The organism is Mycobacterium bohemicum DSM 44277, assembly GCF_001053185.1.
Lineage (GTDB): Bacteria > Actinomycetota > Actinomycetes > Mycobacteriales > Mycobacteriaceae > Mycobacterium > Mycobacterium bohemicum.
Genome location: NZ_CSTD01000001.1, coordinates 1,963,961 through 1,980,957 on the forward strand (window position 1 = coordinate 1,963,961; position 16,997 = coordinate 1,980,957).

The following is a 16,997-nucleotide window of genomic DNA, read 5'->3' on the forward strand; positions in this document are numbered from 1 at the left end:
TACCGGCTCGCCTTCGGCACCTACGAGGACGCGCTGAGGATGGTCGGCGCGACGGGCGAACCGCGGACCGCGGCCACCCCGGTCAGCGGTGCGCGCATCCAGCTGTTCGCCTCGATGATCCAGGACGGCAACCGTTCCTACTGGGACGCCGAGTTCGCCCGGCAGCGGTGGGGCGGCCTGCTGGCCCCGCCGGCCCTGCTCATGGGGTGGCTCATTCCCCCGCCGTGGGAGCCGGGCGGCAGGCGGCCCGTGGCCTCGATGGTGCTGAGCGTGCCGCTGCCCGGGACCACGTTCATCAACGCGGCCAACGACGTCGAGTTCTTCGAGCCCATTGTCGAAGGCGACGTGCTGACCGTGGTCGAGGAACTGGTGTCGGTCTCGCCGGAAAAACGGACCCGGCTGGGTGTCGGTCATTTCGTGGAGACGCTGGAGACCTATCGCCGTCGGGACGGGGCAGTGGTCGCCACATCCCGCAACACGCTGTTCCGGTTCACTCCCGAGGGGGCTTCGTGACCGACCTGTGCTGGAACGACGTCGCCGTACCCGTCGAGCTGCCGGAGGTGACCGACCACATCGGCTACCAGCGGGTGGTGGAGAACGCCGGGGCGACCTGGGACTACTTCCCCGGCCATTTCGATCCGGAATACGCTCGCAGCCAAGGCAATCCGACGATCTACGTCAACACCATGCATCTTGCGGGGTTCGCCGACAGGGTCGCGACCGACTGGGCGGGTCCGAGCAGCCGTGTCGTGCGCCGCTCCATGCGGCTGGCGGGTTCGGTGTTCGCCGGGGACACGATGGTCGGCCGTGGCCGGGCGGTGGCCAAGCGGCGGGACACCTCGGTCGAACCGCCCCGCTGCCTGGTCGACATCGAAATCCAGGTGACCAACCAACACGGCGCGCTGTGCTGCCCGGTCGAACTGACCCTGCAGATGCCGGAGGGGCCGGATACCGACTGAGTCAGCCGTTCAGCGGCGGCATCTTGCCGCCGCAGACCACCGCCTGGAGCTCGACGTACTCGTCGAGGCCCTCGGGCCCGAACTCGCGGCCGAGGCCCGACTGCTTGAAACCCCCGAACGGAGTGCCGATGTCGAGCGTGTACATGTTGACGCCGTAGGTGCCCGTGCGGACCCTGGCCGCGATCTCCATCCCGTGGCCCGGGTCGGCCGTCCACACCGAACCGGCCAGCCCGTAGTCGCTGTCGTTGGCGATGCGGACCGCGTCGTCCTCGTCGGCGTAGGGCAGCACGGTCAGGACCGGGCCGAAGATCTCTTCCCGGGCGATGCGCATGTCGTTGGTCGCGTGGGAGAACAGCGTCGGCCGCACGTACCATCCGCGCTCGGCGGGGCTGTCGCCGCCGCCGATGACCATGCGGGCGCCCTCGTCTTGCCCGGAGCGGATGTAGTCCTGCACGCGGCGTTGTTGCCGTTGTGCGGCAAGGGGTCCCACGTCGGTGGCCTCGTCGGCTGGGTCGCCGACCCGCAGGCCCGACATCATGGCGGCCAGGGCGTCGACGACCTCGTCGTGCCGGCGCTTGCTGGCCAGGATGCGGGTCTGGGCGACGCAGGCCTGCCCGTTGTTCATCAGGCCGGCGCTCTTGAGCCCCGCCACCGTCTTCTCGAGGTCGGCGTCGTCGAGGATGATCGCGGCGGACTTGCCCCCGAGCTCCAGGCTCACCCGCTTGAGCTGCTCCCCGCACAGGGCGGCGATCCGTCGGCCCGTGGCGCTGGAGCCGGTGAACGCGATCTTGTCCACGCCGGGGTGGCGCACCAGTGCCTCACCCACGTCGGTGCCCCCGGGCAGGACGGACACCACGCCCTCGGGCAGGCCGAGCTGCTCGACCATCTCGGCCAGCCACAGGGCGTCCAAAGGCGTTTCGGGCGCGGGCTTGACCACCACGGTGCAGCCGGCGATCAGGGCCGGGATCAGCTTGGGCATGATGAGGAACTGCGGCACGTTCCACGGCACGATCGCCCCGACCACTCCCACCGGTGCCCGGTTCAGGTGCACCTCGCCGAGCACGCCGTGGCGGCGTTCCACCCAGGGAAACTCACGAGCGGCGGCCAGCGCCAGGTGCATCATCGACGCCGCGCCCGCCGCCTGACCCAGCCGGCTGAAACTGCGGGGCGAACCCATCTCGGCAGTGATGAGGTCGGCCATCTCGTCGATGTGGGCGCCGTAGATCGCCGCGAGCTGCTCGACCTTGGCCATTCGCTCGGCGTGGGTCATTCGCGGCCACGGGCCGTGGTCGAACGCGTGGCGGGCGGCCGTGACGGCCGCGTCGACGTCCTCGGGCCCGGCCGCCTGCGCGTAGCCGACCGGCTCCTCGGAATGCGGCGAAATCACCGCCAGCTGTTGGGGATTGGCGGGTTTGCGCCACTCGCCGCCGATGAAGATCTCGTCGTACGAGCGGTGGCCGGGATCCTGGGACATCGGGTACCTACCTCAGGCAGGGGAGAGCAGCGGCGAACGGTAACATCGCTATAGATGCTAACATAGCAAAAAAGACAGGAAGCCGACGCGGTGAGCCAAGTGAGCAATGACTGGCGCAGGTATCCGTACCGATTGGTGCCCGGCGACCGCCGGCTCGATTTCCCGGCCGCCGAGGGCGAGCACCCCGACCAGGAGTCGGACACGTGGTTCATCGCCGGTCAGCTCGACGCCGTCCAGACCGGCCGGTCACTTGCCTTCCTGACCATCTTCAACAAGAACCGGCCGGGCGGGAGCTTGGTCGCGGACTTCTACACGCTGGCCCTGTTCGACCTGGACACCGGCGACTACGGCACCTACACCGATTACGACATGCCGCCGGCCAACATGGAACCCGGTGCGGTGCAGAAGCTTTCGATGGCCTCCGGCTATCTCGACCTCAGTTACCGGAGCGGGGCCGGCACCGCGTCGTGGACCACCTGCCGCGACGCCGACGGCGAGTTGCTGCCCTACACCTACCGGCTCAGTCTGGTGGGCCGGGACCAAGGCGGCCAACCCATGCGGTTGGACCTGACCGTGACCCCCACCCGTGCACCGACGCCCGTGGGCGCCTCGACGTACAACGGCAAGATCGCCTGCTTCGGCCAACCCGACACCTATTCGTACTTCCAGACCGGAATGGCGATGACCGGGACGCTGCGCTGGGGCGCGACGGTCGAACAGGTCGCCGGCAGCGGCGGCCACATCGACCGGCAGTGGTTCCCCAGCTACGCCGGCGGCGGCGGGTCGGGCGGCGACCCGCGGGCCAGGTCCCACGAATGGCGCACGATCAGCTTCGACAACGGCGTGGACGTGAGCATCTGGCGCCAGTTCGACCGCACGAACCGCAATGAGCTGCAGCCGTTTACGGGCATGACGGCGAGCTACCCCGATCCGTCCCAGCCGCCGCAGTGCGCCGAGGACGTGGAGGTGACGGTCAGCAGCTACGTGCGGTGGCCGGAAGCGGTGCGGCCGCTGGTGCGGCCGGTCGCCTCGGCCCGCTACATGCCCGACCGCCACCGGATAACCTGCGCGACAATGCAATTGGACATCATCGGCGAGCCGCTGGTGGCGGCCCCGGCGCACGGGCTGCCGATCGAGTACATGGAGGGTCCCTACCGCTACCAGGGAACGCTGTGGGGAAGACCGGTGACCGGCTTCGCGTTCAACGAGCGTTCGCTGGCGCTCTACCGCGACTGGGAGCTGGCGGAGGTGCTGGCCACCACGGTCGCGAACGCCGGACGGGTGAGTCCGGAGCTGCGGGCGGCGGCCGACCGGTTGCCGCCGCTGGTGGCCGCGGTGGTGGAGGTGTAGCCGCTCCCGCCGTTGCCGCCGTTGCCATTCACGGTGCTGGCGGCCCCGTTGGTGCCGGCCGTGCCCGGTGTGGAGCCGGTGCCGCCGGTGCCACCGACGCCGGGAGTCTCGGTGCCGCCGTTGCCGCCGTTGCCGCCATTGGGGTTGGTCGCGGTGCCGGCGACACCGTTGCCGCCGTTGCCGCCGCGGCGAGGCGGCCGAGCTGTTGAGCGCGTTGGCGCCCCTTGAAAACGACCTTCTGGCAACCCTTCTCGATGACCTCATCGCGGCGCTGTCGGCGGGATCCTCAGCCGGCCGATGAGCGCTCGGCCAGCGCCCGCTCCCAGGTGAGGTGGCGATGCTGCAGCCCGGGCTCGTTGCGGCCGAACAGCAGGTGGTCGCGGGCGCCGGACTCGAGGTTGGCCTGCAGCGCCTCGACCAGCCGGTAGTCCTCGTCGCGCACGGTGGCGTGCGCGTACTCGAAGACGGCCGCAGCGCCCGCCGCGACCGACTCGTCGGAGACGTCCAGCGGGGTCGAGTTCTGGTGGACGGTGACCGACCTACCCGGTCGATCGCCGGGATAGACGCGGAACAGTTCGCCGTTGGCGATCGTCACGGACAACACGATGTTGGGAAACAGCGCGTAGATGACGACCATGTGGTGAAACGGGTCCCACTGTTCTTCGGGCACCGTGTCCAACTCCAGGATCGTGTTCAGCGGGAAGACCAGCCGGTGATGCGGCCCGAACGCGTCGAAGACCGTGCAGTTGCTGCGCGCGATGGTCGCGAACGTCTGTCGGTGCACGGTCGCGAAATGGTAGTTCTCCGCGAAGGTGTCGATCGCCAGCTTCCAGTTGATGGGGGAGTCCAGCACCTTCTCGCCCAGCGGAGACCACCGGCCGATGCCCCACGAGTCGAGCTCGTCGGCCAGCGGTCCCAGGTGCGCCGCGACGTCCAGCGTCGCGCCGGGATCCATTGCGATCCAGAGGAATCCGGCGAACTCGGCGGCCGGGAGCGCGGCCAAGCCGTCGGACCTCACCGCCGTGCCGGGAAAGCCTTCGCGGCCCGGCAGCCCCACCAGCCTTCCCGTGTTGTCGTAGGTCCACGCGTGATACGGGCAGGTGAACCGCCGGGCGGTGCCGCAACCGCTCGCCACCTGCGACTGGCGGTGCAGGCAGACGTTGTCGAACGCCCGGACCGATCCGTCCGACGCCCTGGTCAGCAGGACCGATCGCCCCATCACCGTCTTGGTGCAGTAGGTGCCGGGCCCGGGCAGCTCCGAGGCGTAGCCGACCAGCTGGGGGCTGGCCAGCACGAGGGCGCGGTCGCGTTGGTGACGCTCGAGGGAGGTGTACTCGCGCGCCTCGACCCGGTGCGTCGCGGGGGCGAGGTCGGTCGTGTTGTCCCGCGCCAACTTGCATGCGCGGCGGGTGAGGTCGACGAGCTGATCGCGTTCCATCCGAAGTCCCTGCGGTCGAATGTGTCCGAGGCCGTGCCCCGCCCCGGCGAGCTTACTTTGCTAACTTAGCATTGACAGCAATGATGGCGCCCCGGCGGACGCCGGCCGACGGGGGGCGGGTCCGAATCGGCTCGCGACGTACGGGCCTCCGGTCGCGCGGGGCCCATCCGCGACCGGCCTGAGCCGGGCTCAGTTGCTTATCCGGAGGCCGAGCGGGTAGTGGTACGTCATGCCCACAGACGCGTTGGATCCGGCAGCGATCGACGCCGCCGTGTCGCACGCCTACTCCCTGCATCGGCATAACTCCGAGGGGCACAACGCGGACTACATCCCCGCGCTGGCCGACGTGGACTCGGGCCTCTTCGCGTTGTGCGCGATGACGCCCGACGGCCACAGCTTTTCGATCGGAGACGTTGACCATGAGTTCCCGATCGAGTCGGTTTCGAAGGTGTTCACGCTGGCGTTGGTCATCGAACAACTGGGCCCCGAGGCGGTGCGCGCCAAGGTCGGTGCCAATGCGACCGGAGCCTCGTTCGACTCGGTGCTGGCCCTGGAACGGCATCACGACAAGCCCAGGTCTCCGCTGGTCAACGCGGGCGCGATGGCGACGACCGGCTTGGTGCGAGCAATCGACGCGTCCGACCGGTGGCGCAAGATCCTGGACATGCAATCGGCATTCGCCGGCCGGCCGCTTTCGCTGTGCGAGGAGATCAATGCCTCCGAGCAAGCCACCAACGCCCACAACAAGGCCATCGCCTGGCTGATGTACAGCGCGGGAACGCTTTCCATCGATCCGATGGAAGCCTGCGCGGTCTATACCCAGCAGTGTTCGACGACCGTGAACATTGCCGACCTGGCGACCATGGGCGCCACCCTGGCGTCCGGCGGGGTCAACCCCCGCACGGGCGCGCGGGTCGTCGCCGCCGCCCACGTCCCCTACCTGCTGGCCGAGATGGTGATGGAGGGGATGTACACGCAATCCGGCGACTGGGCCTATACGGCCGGCGTGCCCGCCAAGAGCGGTGTCGCGGGCGCCGTTTTGGCCGTGGTGCCGGGTCGCCTCGCCGTGGCCGGCTTCTCGCCGAGATTGAATGCGTCCGGCAACAGCGTGCGCGGGTGGCACGCCGTGTCCGACGTCGTCAACCAGCTCAACTTGGGCCTGTTCGGCAACCCCAACGGCCGCTAAACCCGCGTTGCGACAACGTGACACAGCTGTGACTGGTGTGTTCAGCGTGACCCTTGATGCAGTGCCTTACCCTGTCGCATGTGTCCGTGTCCCGGCGAGCCGTACTCAAATTCGCGGCCGCGACTCCCGCCTTGGTAGGCCTGGGTGCCGCGGGCGCGTCGCTGTACGCCGCGCCGGCATCGGCATCACTGGGCACCCTGCTCGACTACGCGGCCGGGGTGATCCCCGCCAGCCAGATCCGGGCCGCCGGTGCCGTCGGCTCGATCCGCTACGTTTCCGACCGGCGACCCGGCGGCAACTGGATGCTGGGCAAGCCGATTCAGGTCGCCGAGGCGCGTGACCTGAACGCCAACGGGCTGAAGATCGTGTCGTGCTATCAGTTCGGCAAGGGCAGCACCGCCGACTGGCTGGGCGGGGCCTCCGCGGGCATCCAGCACGCGCAGCGCGGCATGCAGCTGCACGCCGCCGCCGGCGGGCCCGCCAGCGCCCCCATCTACGCCTCGATCGACGACGACCCGTCCTACGACCAATACAAACAACTGATCGTCCCCTATCTGCGGTCCTGGGAGTCGGTCATCGGGCACCAGCGCACAGGTGTGTACGCGAATTCCAAGACGATCGACTGGGCGCTGCACGACGGCCTGGGCTCCTATTTCTGGCAGCACAACTGGGGCTCGCCCAAGGGGTTCACCCACCCCGCCGCGCACCTGCATCAGGTCGAGATCGACAAGCGCAGTGTCGGTGGCGTCGGGGTCGACGTCAACGAGATCCTGCAGCCCCAATTCGGTCAGTGGGTCTGAGGCCGCCGCAACCGCCGGTCCCGTCGGGCACGGCAGCGCGCCACCGGCGAGGCCGCCAGCAAACACTCGTTCGCTGACTCGCCGCCGTGGCGGCCGTCGCCGCCGGAGCCGCGGAGGGAACGAAGGCGCCGGGGCGATTCTCACGGCGCGAAAATTTTTACATAACGATTACATAACAATACGGCCTTGATCTGCGCAGTTATGGCTACTCAGGCGTAACCACCCGCATGCAGCGCGTTTGTTTCCGGGGCCTGCGCCCCCGATTGAACGCGGTGTTACCCACGACACGGTTACCCATGCGTAGAACTCGCCAGTAACCGTTCGACGTCGAAAAACTCGACGAATCCTTATGACACTCTTAGTGCAGCCGATGCAGTTCGCGGGCGATGCCACGGACGCCGGGAAAGTTCCCCGATAACGCAGCGGTCAGCCGTAACCGACGGAGATTCGACGCTGAATCCGGAAGGGAACGTCCAGACGAATTCCTGGACCGGGTAGCACGGGGCGAGACGCAAAAAGACGCATACAGGGAGATCGACAACGTGACCATCCACGAGCACGACCGTGTGTCCGCCGACCGCGACGGGAAGGGCCCGCACAGCGCCCATGCTCTGGTGGACCGCCTCTCGGCGGGCGAGCCGTACGCGGTGGCCTTCGGCGGCCAGGGCAGCGCCTGGCTGGAGACCCTCGAAGAGCTGGTGTCCTCGGCCGGGATCGAATCCGACCTGGCGACCCTGGTCGGTGAGGCCCAACTGCTGCTCGAACCCGTGGCGCGCGAGCTGGTCGTCGTGCGTCCGATCGGTTTCGAGCCGCTGACCTGGGTGCGCGCGCTGGCCGCCGAGGATGCCATCCCCTCGGACAAGCACCTGACGTCCGCCGCCGTGTCCATCCCCGGCGTGCTGCTGACGCAGATCGCGGCCGTGCGCGCCCTCGGGCGCCAGGGCATGGACTGGGCGGCGACGCCGCCGGTGGCCGTCGCCGGACACTCGCAGGGGGTTCTCGCGGTCGAGGCGCTGAAGGCGGCCGGCGCTCGCGATGTCGAGCTGCTGGCGTTGGCCCAGCTCATCGGTGCGGCCGGCACGCTGGTGGCCCGCCGGCGCGGCATCTGCGTCCTCGGCGACAAGTCGCCCATGGTGTCGGTCACCAACGCCGATCCCGAGCGCATCGGCCGGCTGCTCGACGAGTTCGCGCAGGATGTGCGCACCGTGCTGCCCCCGGTGCTGTCCATCCGCAACGGGCGGCGTTCGGTCGTCATCACCGGCACCCCCGAGCAACTGTCCCGGTTCGAGCTGTACTGCCGGCAGATCTCCGCAAAGGAGGAGGCCGACCGCAAGAACAAGCTGCGCGGCGGCGACGTCTTCGCGCCGGTCTTCGATCCGGTACAGGTCGAGGTGGGCTTCCACACGCCGCGGCTGGCCGACGGCATCGACATCGTCGGCGGGTGGGCCGAGAAGGTCGGCCTGGACGCCGCGCTGGCCCGGCAGCTGACCGAAGCCATCCTGGTGAGCCGCGTCGACTGGGTGGAGGAGATCACCCGCGTTCACGAGTCCGGAGCCCGCTGGATCCTCGACCTGGGTCCCGGCGACATCCTGACCCGGTTGACCGCACCCGTGATCCGCGGCCTCGGTGTCGGCATCGTCCCGGCCGCGACCCGCGGCGGCCAGCGCAACCTCTTCACCGTCGGCGCCGTCCCCGAGGTGGCCCGGGCGTGGTCGAGCTACGCCCCGACCGTCGTCCGCCTCCCGGACGGCCGGGTCAAGCTGTCGACGAAGTTCACCCGGCTGACCGGACGCTCACCGATCCTGCTCGCGGGCATGACCCCCACCACCGTGGACGCCAAGATCGTCGCGGCGGCTGCCAACGCCGGGCACTGGGCCGAGCTGGCCGGTGGCGGGCAGGTCACCGAGGAGGTCTTCGCCAACCGCATCGAGGAACTGTCGGGCCTGCTCGAGCGCGGACGCACCTATCAGTTCAACGCGTTGTTCCTCGACCCCTACCTGTGGAAGCTTCAGGTCGGCGGCAAGCGGCTCGTGCAGAAGGCCCGTCAGTCCGGCGCCGCCATCGACGGGCTGGTCATCAGCGCCGGCATCCCCGACCTCGAGGAAGCCGTCGAGCTGATCCATGAGCTCAACGACGTCGGCATCACCCACGTGGTGTTCAAGCCCGGCACCGTCGAGCAGATCCGCTCGGTCATCCGCATCGCGACCGAGGTCCCCACCAAGCCGGTGATCATGCACGTCGAGGGCGGCCGCGCCGGCGGCCACCACTCGTGGGAAGACCTCGACGACCTCCTGCTGGCGACGTACTCCGAACTGCGCTCCCGTGCCAACATCACCGTCTGCGTGGGCGGTGGCATCGGCACCCCGGAGCGCGCGGCCGACTACCTGTCCGGCCGGTGGGCGCAGGCGTACGGCTTCCCGCTCATGCCGATCGACGGCATTTTGGTCGGCACCGCGGCGATGGCCACCAAGGAGGCCACTACCTCGCCGTCGGTCAAGCGGATGCTGGTCGAGACCCAGGGCACCGACCAGTGGATCGGCGCCGGAAAAGCCCAGGGCGGCATGGCTTCCAGCCGAAGCCAGCTGGGCGCGGACATCCACGAGATCGACAACAGCGCCTCGCGGTGCGGCCGGCTGCTCGACGAGGTCGCCGGCGACGCGGAGGCGGTGGCCGAGCGCCGCGAGGAGATCATCGCGGCGATGGCCAACACCGCCAAGCCGTATTTCGGCGACGTCGGGGAGATGACCTACCTGCAGTGGTTGCGGCGCTACGTCGAGCTGGCCATCGGCGACGGCGACTCCACCGCCGACACCGCGTCACCGGGCAGCCCGTGGCTGGCCGACACCTGGCGCGAGCGCTTCCAGCAGATGTTGCAGCGCGCCGAAGCGCGTTTGCACACACAGGATTTCGGCCCCATCGACTCCCTGTTCGCCGACGCCGCGCTGCTGGAGAACCCCGACGAAGCCATCGCCGGCCTGCTGGCGCACTACCCCGACGCCGAGTCCGTGCTCCTGCATCCGGCCGACGTCCCGTTCTTCGTCACGCTGTGCAAGACGCCGGGCAAGCCGGTCAACTTCGTACCGGTGATCGACAAAGACGTGCGGCGCTGGTGGCGCAGCGACTCGCTCTGGCAGGCGCACGACGCCCGCTACGACGCCGACCAGGTGTGCATCATCCCCGGCACCGCCGCGGTCGCCGGCATCACCGTGCTGGACGAGCCCGTCGGCGAATTGCTGGACCGTTTCGAGCAGGCCGCCATCGAGGATGTGCTGGCTTCCGGCGTCGCGCCCAAGGACGTCACGTCGCGCCGGTTGGGCCGCGCCGACGTGAGCGGACCGCTGGCCGTCGTCCTCGACGCCCCCGACGTCGAGTGGGCCGGGCGCACCGCGATCAACCCCGTCCACCGGATCGCCGACCCCGCCGACTGGCTGGTGCACGACGGACCCGAAAGCCGCCGGGCAACCCACTCGTCCACCGGCGCGCGGCTGCACGTCGACGGCGAGCGGGTCATCCTGAGCGTGCCGGTGTCGGGAACCTGGATCGACATCCCATTCACCTTGCCGCCCAACACCGTCGACGGCGGCGCCCCGGTGGTTTCCACCGAGGACGCCGCCACCGCCATGCGCGCGGTCCTGGCGATCGCCGCGGGCGTCGACGGACCGGAGTTCCTGCCGCCGGTCACCGACGGGAGCGCCACCGTGACCGTGGACTGGGACCCCGAGCGGGTGGCCGACCACACCGGCGTGACGGCCGTCTTCTCCGAGGCGCTGGCCCCCAGCCTCAGCACCGTGCCCGACGCGCTGGTCGGCCCGTGCTGGCCCGCCGTTTTCGCCGCCATCGGCTCGGCGCTCACCGACACCGGCGTCCCGGTGGTGGAGGGCCTGCTCAGCCTGGTCCACCTGGACCACGCCGCCCATGTGGTCGGTAAGCTGCCCGCGCAGCCTGCCGAATTGACCATCAGCGCAACCGCTTCGGCCGCGGTCGACACCGACATGGGCCGCGTCGTGCCGGTCTCGGTGACCATCGCCGACGCCGACGGCGCGGTGATCGCCTCGCTCAGTGAGCGTTTCGCGATCCTGGGACGCACCGGCGGCGCCGAGCTCACCGACCCGGCGCGCGCCGGCGGTGCGGTGTCGGAGAACGCGACGGACACCCCGCGCCGCCGCCGGCGCGACGTCACGATCACCGCGCCGGTGGACATGCGCCCGTTCGCGGTCGTGTCCGGCGACCACAACCCGATCCACACCGACCGCGCGGCCGCGCTGCTGGCCGGCCTGGAATCGCCGATCGTGCACGGCATGTGGCTGTCGGCCGCCGCTCAGCACGCGGCGACCGCCACCGACGGCCGGGCGCGCCCGCCGGCCCGGCTCATCGGCTGGACCGCGCGCTTCCTGGGCATGGTGCGACCCGGCGACGAGGTGGCCTTCCGCGTCGACCGCGTCGGAATCGACCGGGGCGCCGAGGTTTTGGAGGTTGCCGCCCGAGTCGGGACGGACCTGGTGATGGCGGCGACCGCGCGGCTGGACTCCCCGAAGACGGTGTATGCGTTCCCGGGCCAGGGCATCCAGCACAAGGGCATGGGCATGGAGGTCCGGGCCCGGTCCAAGGCCGCCCGCAAGGTGTGGGACACCGCCGACAAGTTCACCCGCGAGACGCTGGGCTTCTCGGTGCTGCACGTCGTGCGGGACAACCCGACCAGCATCATCGCCAGCGGCGTGCACTACAACCACCCCGAGGGCGTGCTGTACCTGACCCAGTTCACCCAGGTCGCGATGGCGACGGTGGCCGCCGCGCAGGTCGCCGAGATGCGCGAGCAGGGCGCCTTCGTCGAAGGCGCCATCGCCTGCGGCCACTCGGTCGGCGAGTACACCGCGCTGGCCTGCGTGAGCGGCATCTTCGAGCTGGATGCCTTGCTGGAGGCCGTGTTTCACCGCGGCTCCAAGATGCACGACATCGTGCCCCGCGACGACCTGGGCCGTTCCAACTACCGGTTGGCCGCCATCCGGCCCTCGCAGATCGACCTTCCCGACGAGGAGGTCCCCGGCTTCGTCGCCGGGATCGCCGAGAGCACCGGCGAATTTCTGGAGATCGTGAACTTCAACCTGCGCGGATCGCAGTACGCGATCGCCGGCACCGTGCGCGGGCTGGAGGCGCTCGAGGCCGAGGTGGAGCGTCGCCGCGAACTGAGCGGCGGGCGGCGGTCGTTCATCCTGGTGCCCGGCATCGACGTGCCGTTCCACTCGCGGGTGCTGCGGGTGGGGGTGGCCGAGTTCCGCCGCGCGCTGGAGCGCATAGTGCCGTTCGACAAGGATCCCGAGATCATCATCGGGCACTACATTCCGAACCTGGTGCCGCGCCCGTTCTCGCTGGATCGCGACTTCATCCAGGAGATCCGGGATCTGGTGCCCGCCGAGCCCCTCGACGAGATCCTCGCCGACTACGACACCTGGCTCAACGAGAAGCCGCGCGACCTGGCCCGCAAGGTGCTGATCGAGCTGCTGGCGTGGCAGTTCGCCAGCCCGGTGCGCTGGATCGAAACCCAGGACCTGTTGTTCACCGAGGAGGCCGCGGGCGGTCTTGGCGTCGAACGGTTCGTCGAGATCGGCGTGAAGTCGGCGCCGACGGTCGCCGGGCTGGCCACCAACACCCTCAAGTTGCCCGAATACGCGCACAGCACGGTCGAAGTGCTCAACGCCGAGCGCGACGCCGCGGTGCTGTTCGCCAACGACACCGACCCCGAGCCGGAGCCGGAGGAGTCCGCCGAGCCGGTCGCCGAGGCGGCCCCGGCCGACGGCGCGGTGCAGTCCGCACCCGCGCCGGTGCCGTCCGCCCCCAGTGGTGCCGCCAGGCCCGACGACATCCCATTCGACGCCGCCGACGCCACCCTGGCGCTGATCGCGCTGTCGGCCAAGATGCGCATCGACCAGATCGAGCAACTGGACTCCATCGAGTCGATCACCGACGGTGCGTCGTCGCGCCGCAACCAGCTGCTGGTCGACCTCGGCTCGGAGCTCAACCTGGGCGCCATCGACGGGGCGGCCGAGGCCGACCTGGCCGGCCTGCGGTCCCAGGTGACCAAGCTCGCCCGCACGTACAAGCCCTACGGGCCAGTGCTTTCCGACGCCATCAACGACCAGCTGCGCACCGTGCTGGGACCGTCGGGCAAGCGGCCCGGCGCCGTCGCCGAGCGGGTGCACAAGGTGTGGGAGCTCGGTGACGGCTGGGCCAAGCACGTCAGCGTCGAGGTGGCGCTGGGCACCCGCGAGGGCAGCAGCGTGCGGGGCGGCGCCATGGGCCACCTGCACGAGGGCGCGCTGGCCGATGCCGCGTCCGTCGACAAGGTCATCGACGCCGCGGTGCTGGCGGTCGCTGCGCGCCATGGCATTTCGGTGGCGTTGCCGTCGTCGGGCGGTGGCGGCGGTGCGACCATCGACGCGGCCGCGCTGAGCGAATTCACCGACCAGATCACCGGCCGCGACGGCGTGCTGGCGTCCGCGGCCCGCCTGGTGCTGAACCAACTGGGGCTGGACGACGCCGTCAGCGCCTCGCCGGCGGCAACCGACGCCGAGCTCATCGACCTGGTGACCGCCGAATTGGGCGCGGACTGGCCACGATTGGTGGCGCCGGTGTTCGACGCCAAAAAGGCCGTCGTCTTCGACGACCGGTGGGCCAGCGCCCGCGAGGACCTGGTGCGACTGTGGCTGGCCGACGAGGGCGACATCGACGCCGACTGGCCGGCGTTGTCCGAACGGTTCGAGGGCGCCGGCCACGTCGTCGCCACCCAGGCCACCTGGTGGCAGGGCAAGGCGCTGGCGTCCGGCCGGCAGATCCATGCGTCCCTGTACGGCCGCATCGCCGCGGGCGCGGAGAACCCCGAGCCCGGCCCCTACAGCGACGAAGTCGCGGTGGTGACGGGCGCTTCCAAGGGTTCGATCGCCGCCGCGGTCGTCGCGCGGCTGCTCGACGGAGGCGCGACCGTTGTCGCGACGACCTCGAAACTGGACGACGAAAGGCTGGCGTTCTACCGCGGGCTCTACCGCGACCACGCCCGCTACGGCGCCGCGCTGTGGGTGATCCCGGCCAACATGGCGTCCTACTCCGACATCGACGCGCTCGTCGACTGGGTCGGCAACGAGCAGACGGAAAGCCTTGGGCCGCAGTCCATCCACATCAAGGATGCCCAGACACCGACGCTGCTGTTCCCGTTCGCGGCCCCGCGGGTCGCCGGGGACCTGTCGGAGGTCGGGTCGCGTTCCGAGGTGGAGATGAAGGTCCTGCTGTGGGCGGTGCAGCGGTTGATCGGCGGGCTGTCGAAGATCGGCGCCGAGCGTGACATCGCCTCGCGGCTGCACGTCGTGCTGCCCGGCTCGCCCAACCGCGGAATGTTCGGCGGCGACGGCGCTTACGGCGAGGCCAAGTCCGCGCTGGACGCGCTGGTGAGCCGTTGGCGCGCCGAGTCGTCGTGGGCCTCGCGGGTCAGCCTGGCGCACGCGCTGATCGGCTGGACCCGGGGCACCGGGCTGATGGGCCACAACGACGCCATCGTCACCGCGGTCGAGGAGGCGGGGGTCACCACCTACTCGACCGACGACATGGCCGCCATGCTGCTGTCGCTGTGCGACCCCGAATCCAAGGTGGCCGCGGCCGGCGCGCCGATCACCGCGGACCTGACCGGCGGCCTCGGCGATGCCGACCTCGACATGGCCGAACTCGCCGCCAAGGCGCGCGAGCAGAAGACCACCGGTGCGGAGCCCGGGACGCCGGAGGCGCGCGGCACGATCGCGGCGCTGCCGTCGCCGCCGCGCGGGTTCACCCCGGCGCCACCCCCGGCCTTCGACGACCTCGACGTCGACCCGGCCGACTTGGTGGTCATCGTCGGCGGCGCCGAGATAGGCCCATACGGCTCGTCGCGCACCCGCTTCGAGATGGAAGTCGAGGGCGAGCTCTCGGCGGCCGGCGTCCTCGAGCTGGCCTGGACGACCGGGCTGATCCGCTGGGAGGACGACCCCCAACCCGGTTGGTACGACACCGAATCCGGCGACCTGGTCGACGAGTCCGAGCTGGTCGAGCGCTATCACGACGCGGTCGTCCAGCGCTGCGGCATCCGCGAATTCGTCGATGACGGGGCGATCGACCCCGATCACGCCTCCCCGCTGCTGGTTTCGGTGTTCCTGGACAAGGACTTCGCCTTCGTGGTGTCGTCGGAGGCCGACGCGCGCGCCTTCGTCGAATTCGACCCCGAGCACACGGTCATCCGGCCGATACCCGACTCGACCGACTGGCAGGTCATCCGCAAGGCGGGCACCGAGATCCGGGTGCCGCGCAAGACCAAGTTGACGCGCACCGTCGGCGCCCAGATCCCCACCGGGTTCGATCCCACGGTCTGGGGCATCAGCCAGGACATGGCCAGTTCGATCGACCGGGTGGCGCTGTGGAACATCGTCGCGACCGTCGACGCGTTCCTGAGCGCCGGGTTCAGCCCCGCCGAGGTCATGCGCTACGTGCACCCCAGCATGGTGGCCAGCACCCAGGGCACCGGGATGGGCGGCATGACCTCGATGCAGACCATGTACCACGGAAACCTGTTGGGCCGTAACAAGCCCAACGACATCCTGCAGGAAGTCCTGCCGAATGTCGTTGCCGCACACGTGGTTCAGTCCTACGTCGGAAGCTACGGCGCGATGATCCACCCGGTCGCCGCCTGCGCGACAGCGGCGGTGTCGGTGGAGGAGGGTCTCGACAAGATCCGCCTGGGCAAGGCCGAACTGGTGGTGGCCGGCGGCCTGGACGACCTGACGCTGGAGGCCATCATCGGCTTCGGCGACATGGCGGCCACCGCCGACACCTCGATGATGCGGGGCCGCGGCATTCACGACTCGAAGTTCTCCCGGCCCAACGACCGGCGCCGCCTGGGCTTCGTCGAAGCGCAGGGCGGGGGCACGATCCTGCTGGCGCGCGGCGACCTGGCCCTCAAGATGGGGCTGCCCGTGCTCGCGGTGGTGGCGTACGCGCAGTCGTTCGGCGACGGTGTGCACACCTCGATCCCGGCGCCCGGACTCGGCGCGCTGGCCGCCGGCCGCGGCGGCAAAGACTCGCCGCTGGCGCGGGCGCTGGCCAAGCTGGGCGTGACCGCCGACGACGTCGCGGTGGTGTCCAAGCACGACACCTCGACGCTGGCCAACGACCCCAACGAGACCGAGCTGCACGAGCGGCTGGCGGACTCGCTGGGCCGCTCGCCCGGCGCGCCGCTGTTCGTGGTCTCGCAGAAGAGCCTGACCGGCCACGCCAAGGGCGGCGCCGCGGTGTTCCAGACGATGGGCCTGTGCCAGATGCTGCGCGACGGCGTCATCCCGCCCAACCGCAGCCTGGACTGTGTGGACGACGAGCTGGCCGGCTCGGCCCACTTCGTCTGGGTGCGCGAGACGCTGCGGTTGGGCGACAGGTTCCCGCTCAAGGCCGGCCTGGTGACCAGCCTCGGGTTCGGGCACGTCTCCGGGCTGGTCGCGCTGGTGCACCCGCAGGCGTTCATCGCGGCGCTGGATGCCGATCAGCGCGAGGAGTACCGGCGGAAGGCGGATGCGCGGCTGCTCGCGGGCCAGCGCCGGCTGGTCTCGGCGATCGCCGGCGGTGCGCCGATGTACCAGCGGCCGCCGGACCGTCGCTTCGACCACGACGCGCCCGAGAAGCGTCAGGAGGCGGCGATGCTGCTGAATCCCGACGCCCGCCTGGGCGAGGACGGCGCCTACGAGGCCTACCCGGGATGACTCCGGTCCATCCGTTAGCCTGACCA

8 protein-coding genes are annotated in these 16,997 nt (G+C 70.1%); 6 read left to right on the forward strand and 2 right to left on the reverse strand.

Annotated features, from left to right (window positions below; genetic code table 11):
* Positions 1-39: 39 nt before the first annotated feature.
* Both BN971_RS08985 and BN971_RS08990 read left to right on the forward strand, forming a co-directional pair.
* Positions 40-513 (forward strand): FAS1-like dehydratase domain-containing protein, encoded by a 474-nt coding sequence (locus BN971_RS08985; RefSeq protein WP_085183264.1) that lies wholly within the window; start codon positions 40-42, stop codon positions 511-513.
* Positions 510-959 carry a MaoC family dehydratase gene (locus BN971_RS08990; RefSeq protein WP_085183108.1) on the forward strand — a complete coding sequence of 150 codons (450 nt, stop codon included), beginning with the start codon at positions 510-512 and terminating at the stop codon, positions 957-959. The genes BN971_RS08985 and BN971_RS08990 overlap by 4 nt, the downstream gene beginning before the upstream one ends.
* A 1-nt stretch (position 960) precedes the next feature.
* Here the strand turns inward: BN971_RS08990 and BN971_RS08995 are convergent, their stop codons facing one another.
* Positions 961-2,433, reverse strand: a complete 1,473-nt coding sequence (locus BN971_RS08995) for an aldehyde dehydrogenase (protein WP_085183107.1) — start codon at positions 2,431-2,433, stop codon at positions 961-963.
* A 99-nt stretch (positions 2,434-2,532) separates the two neighbouring features.
* On the opposite strand from BN971_RS08995, the gene BN971_RS09000 reads away from it, so the two are divergent.
* Complete coding sequence (locus BN971_RS09000; protein WP_139027065.1) at positions 2,533-3,783, forward strand: lipocalin-like domain-containing protein; 1,251 nt, start codon at positions 2,533-2,535, stop codon at positions 3,781-3,783.
* Positions 3,784-4,069: 286 nt separating this feature from the next.
* Here the strand turns inward: BN971_RS09000 and BN971_RS09010 are convergent, their stop codons facing one another.
* Positions 4,070-5,221, reverse strand: a complete 1,152-nt coding sequence (locus tag BN971_RS09010) for an aromatic ring-hydroxylating oxygenase subunit alpha (protein WP_085183105.1) — start codon at positions 5,219-5,221, stop codon at positions 4,070-4,072.
* A 229-nt stretch (positions 5,222-5,450) separates the two neighbouring features.
* Between BN971_RS09010 and glsA the strand changes: the two genes are divergently transcribed.
* The 3 genes from glsA to BN971_RS09030 all read left to right on the forward strand — a co-directional run bounded on the left by glsA (position 5,451) and on the right by BN971_RS09030 (position 16,971).
* On the forward strand, positions 5,451-6,407 hold the full coding sequence (gene glsA / locus BN971_RS09015) for a glutaminase A (protein ID WP_085183104.1): 957 nt from the start codon (positions 5,451-5,453) through the stop codon (positions 6,405-6,407).
* An 80-nt stretch (positions 6,408-6,487) separates the two neighbouring features.
* On the forward strand, positions 6,488-7,207 hold the full coding sequence (locus BN971_RS09020; protein ID WP_090349931.1) for a DUF1906 domain-containing protein: 720 nt from the start codon (positions 6,488-6,490) through the stop codon (positions 7,205-7,207).
* Between the two features lie 542 nt (positions 7,208-7,749).
* On the forward strand, positions 7,750-16,971 hold the full coding sequence (locus BN971_RS09030) for a type I polyketide synthase (protein WP_085183102.1): 9,222 nt from the start codon (positions 7,750-7,752) through the stop codon (positions 16,969-16,971).
* Positions 16,972-16,997 lie beyond the last annotated feature (26 nt).

What these genes read in the sequence shown, in the direction of transcription:
- BN971_RS08985 (WP_085183264.1), top strand. Translation starts at nt 40, where the DNA reads ATGGTCGGCGCGACGGGCGAACCGCGGACCGCGGCCACCCCGGTCAGC.
- BN971_RS08995 (WP_085183107.1), bottom strand. Translation starts at nt 2,433, where the DNA reads ATGTCCCAGGATCCCGGCCACCGCTCGTACGACGAGATCTTCATCGGC.
- BN971_RS09010 (WP_085183105.1), bottom strand. Translation starts at nt 5,221, where the DNA reads ATGGAACGCGATCAGCTCGTCGACCTCACCCGCCGCGCATGCAAGTTG.
- glsA (WP_085183104.1), top strand. Translation starts at nt 5,451, where the DNA reads ATGCCCACAGACGCGTTGGATCCGGCAGCGATCGACGCCGCCGTGTCG.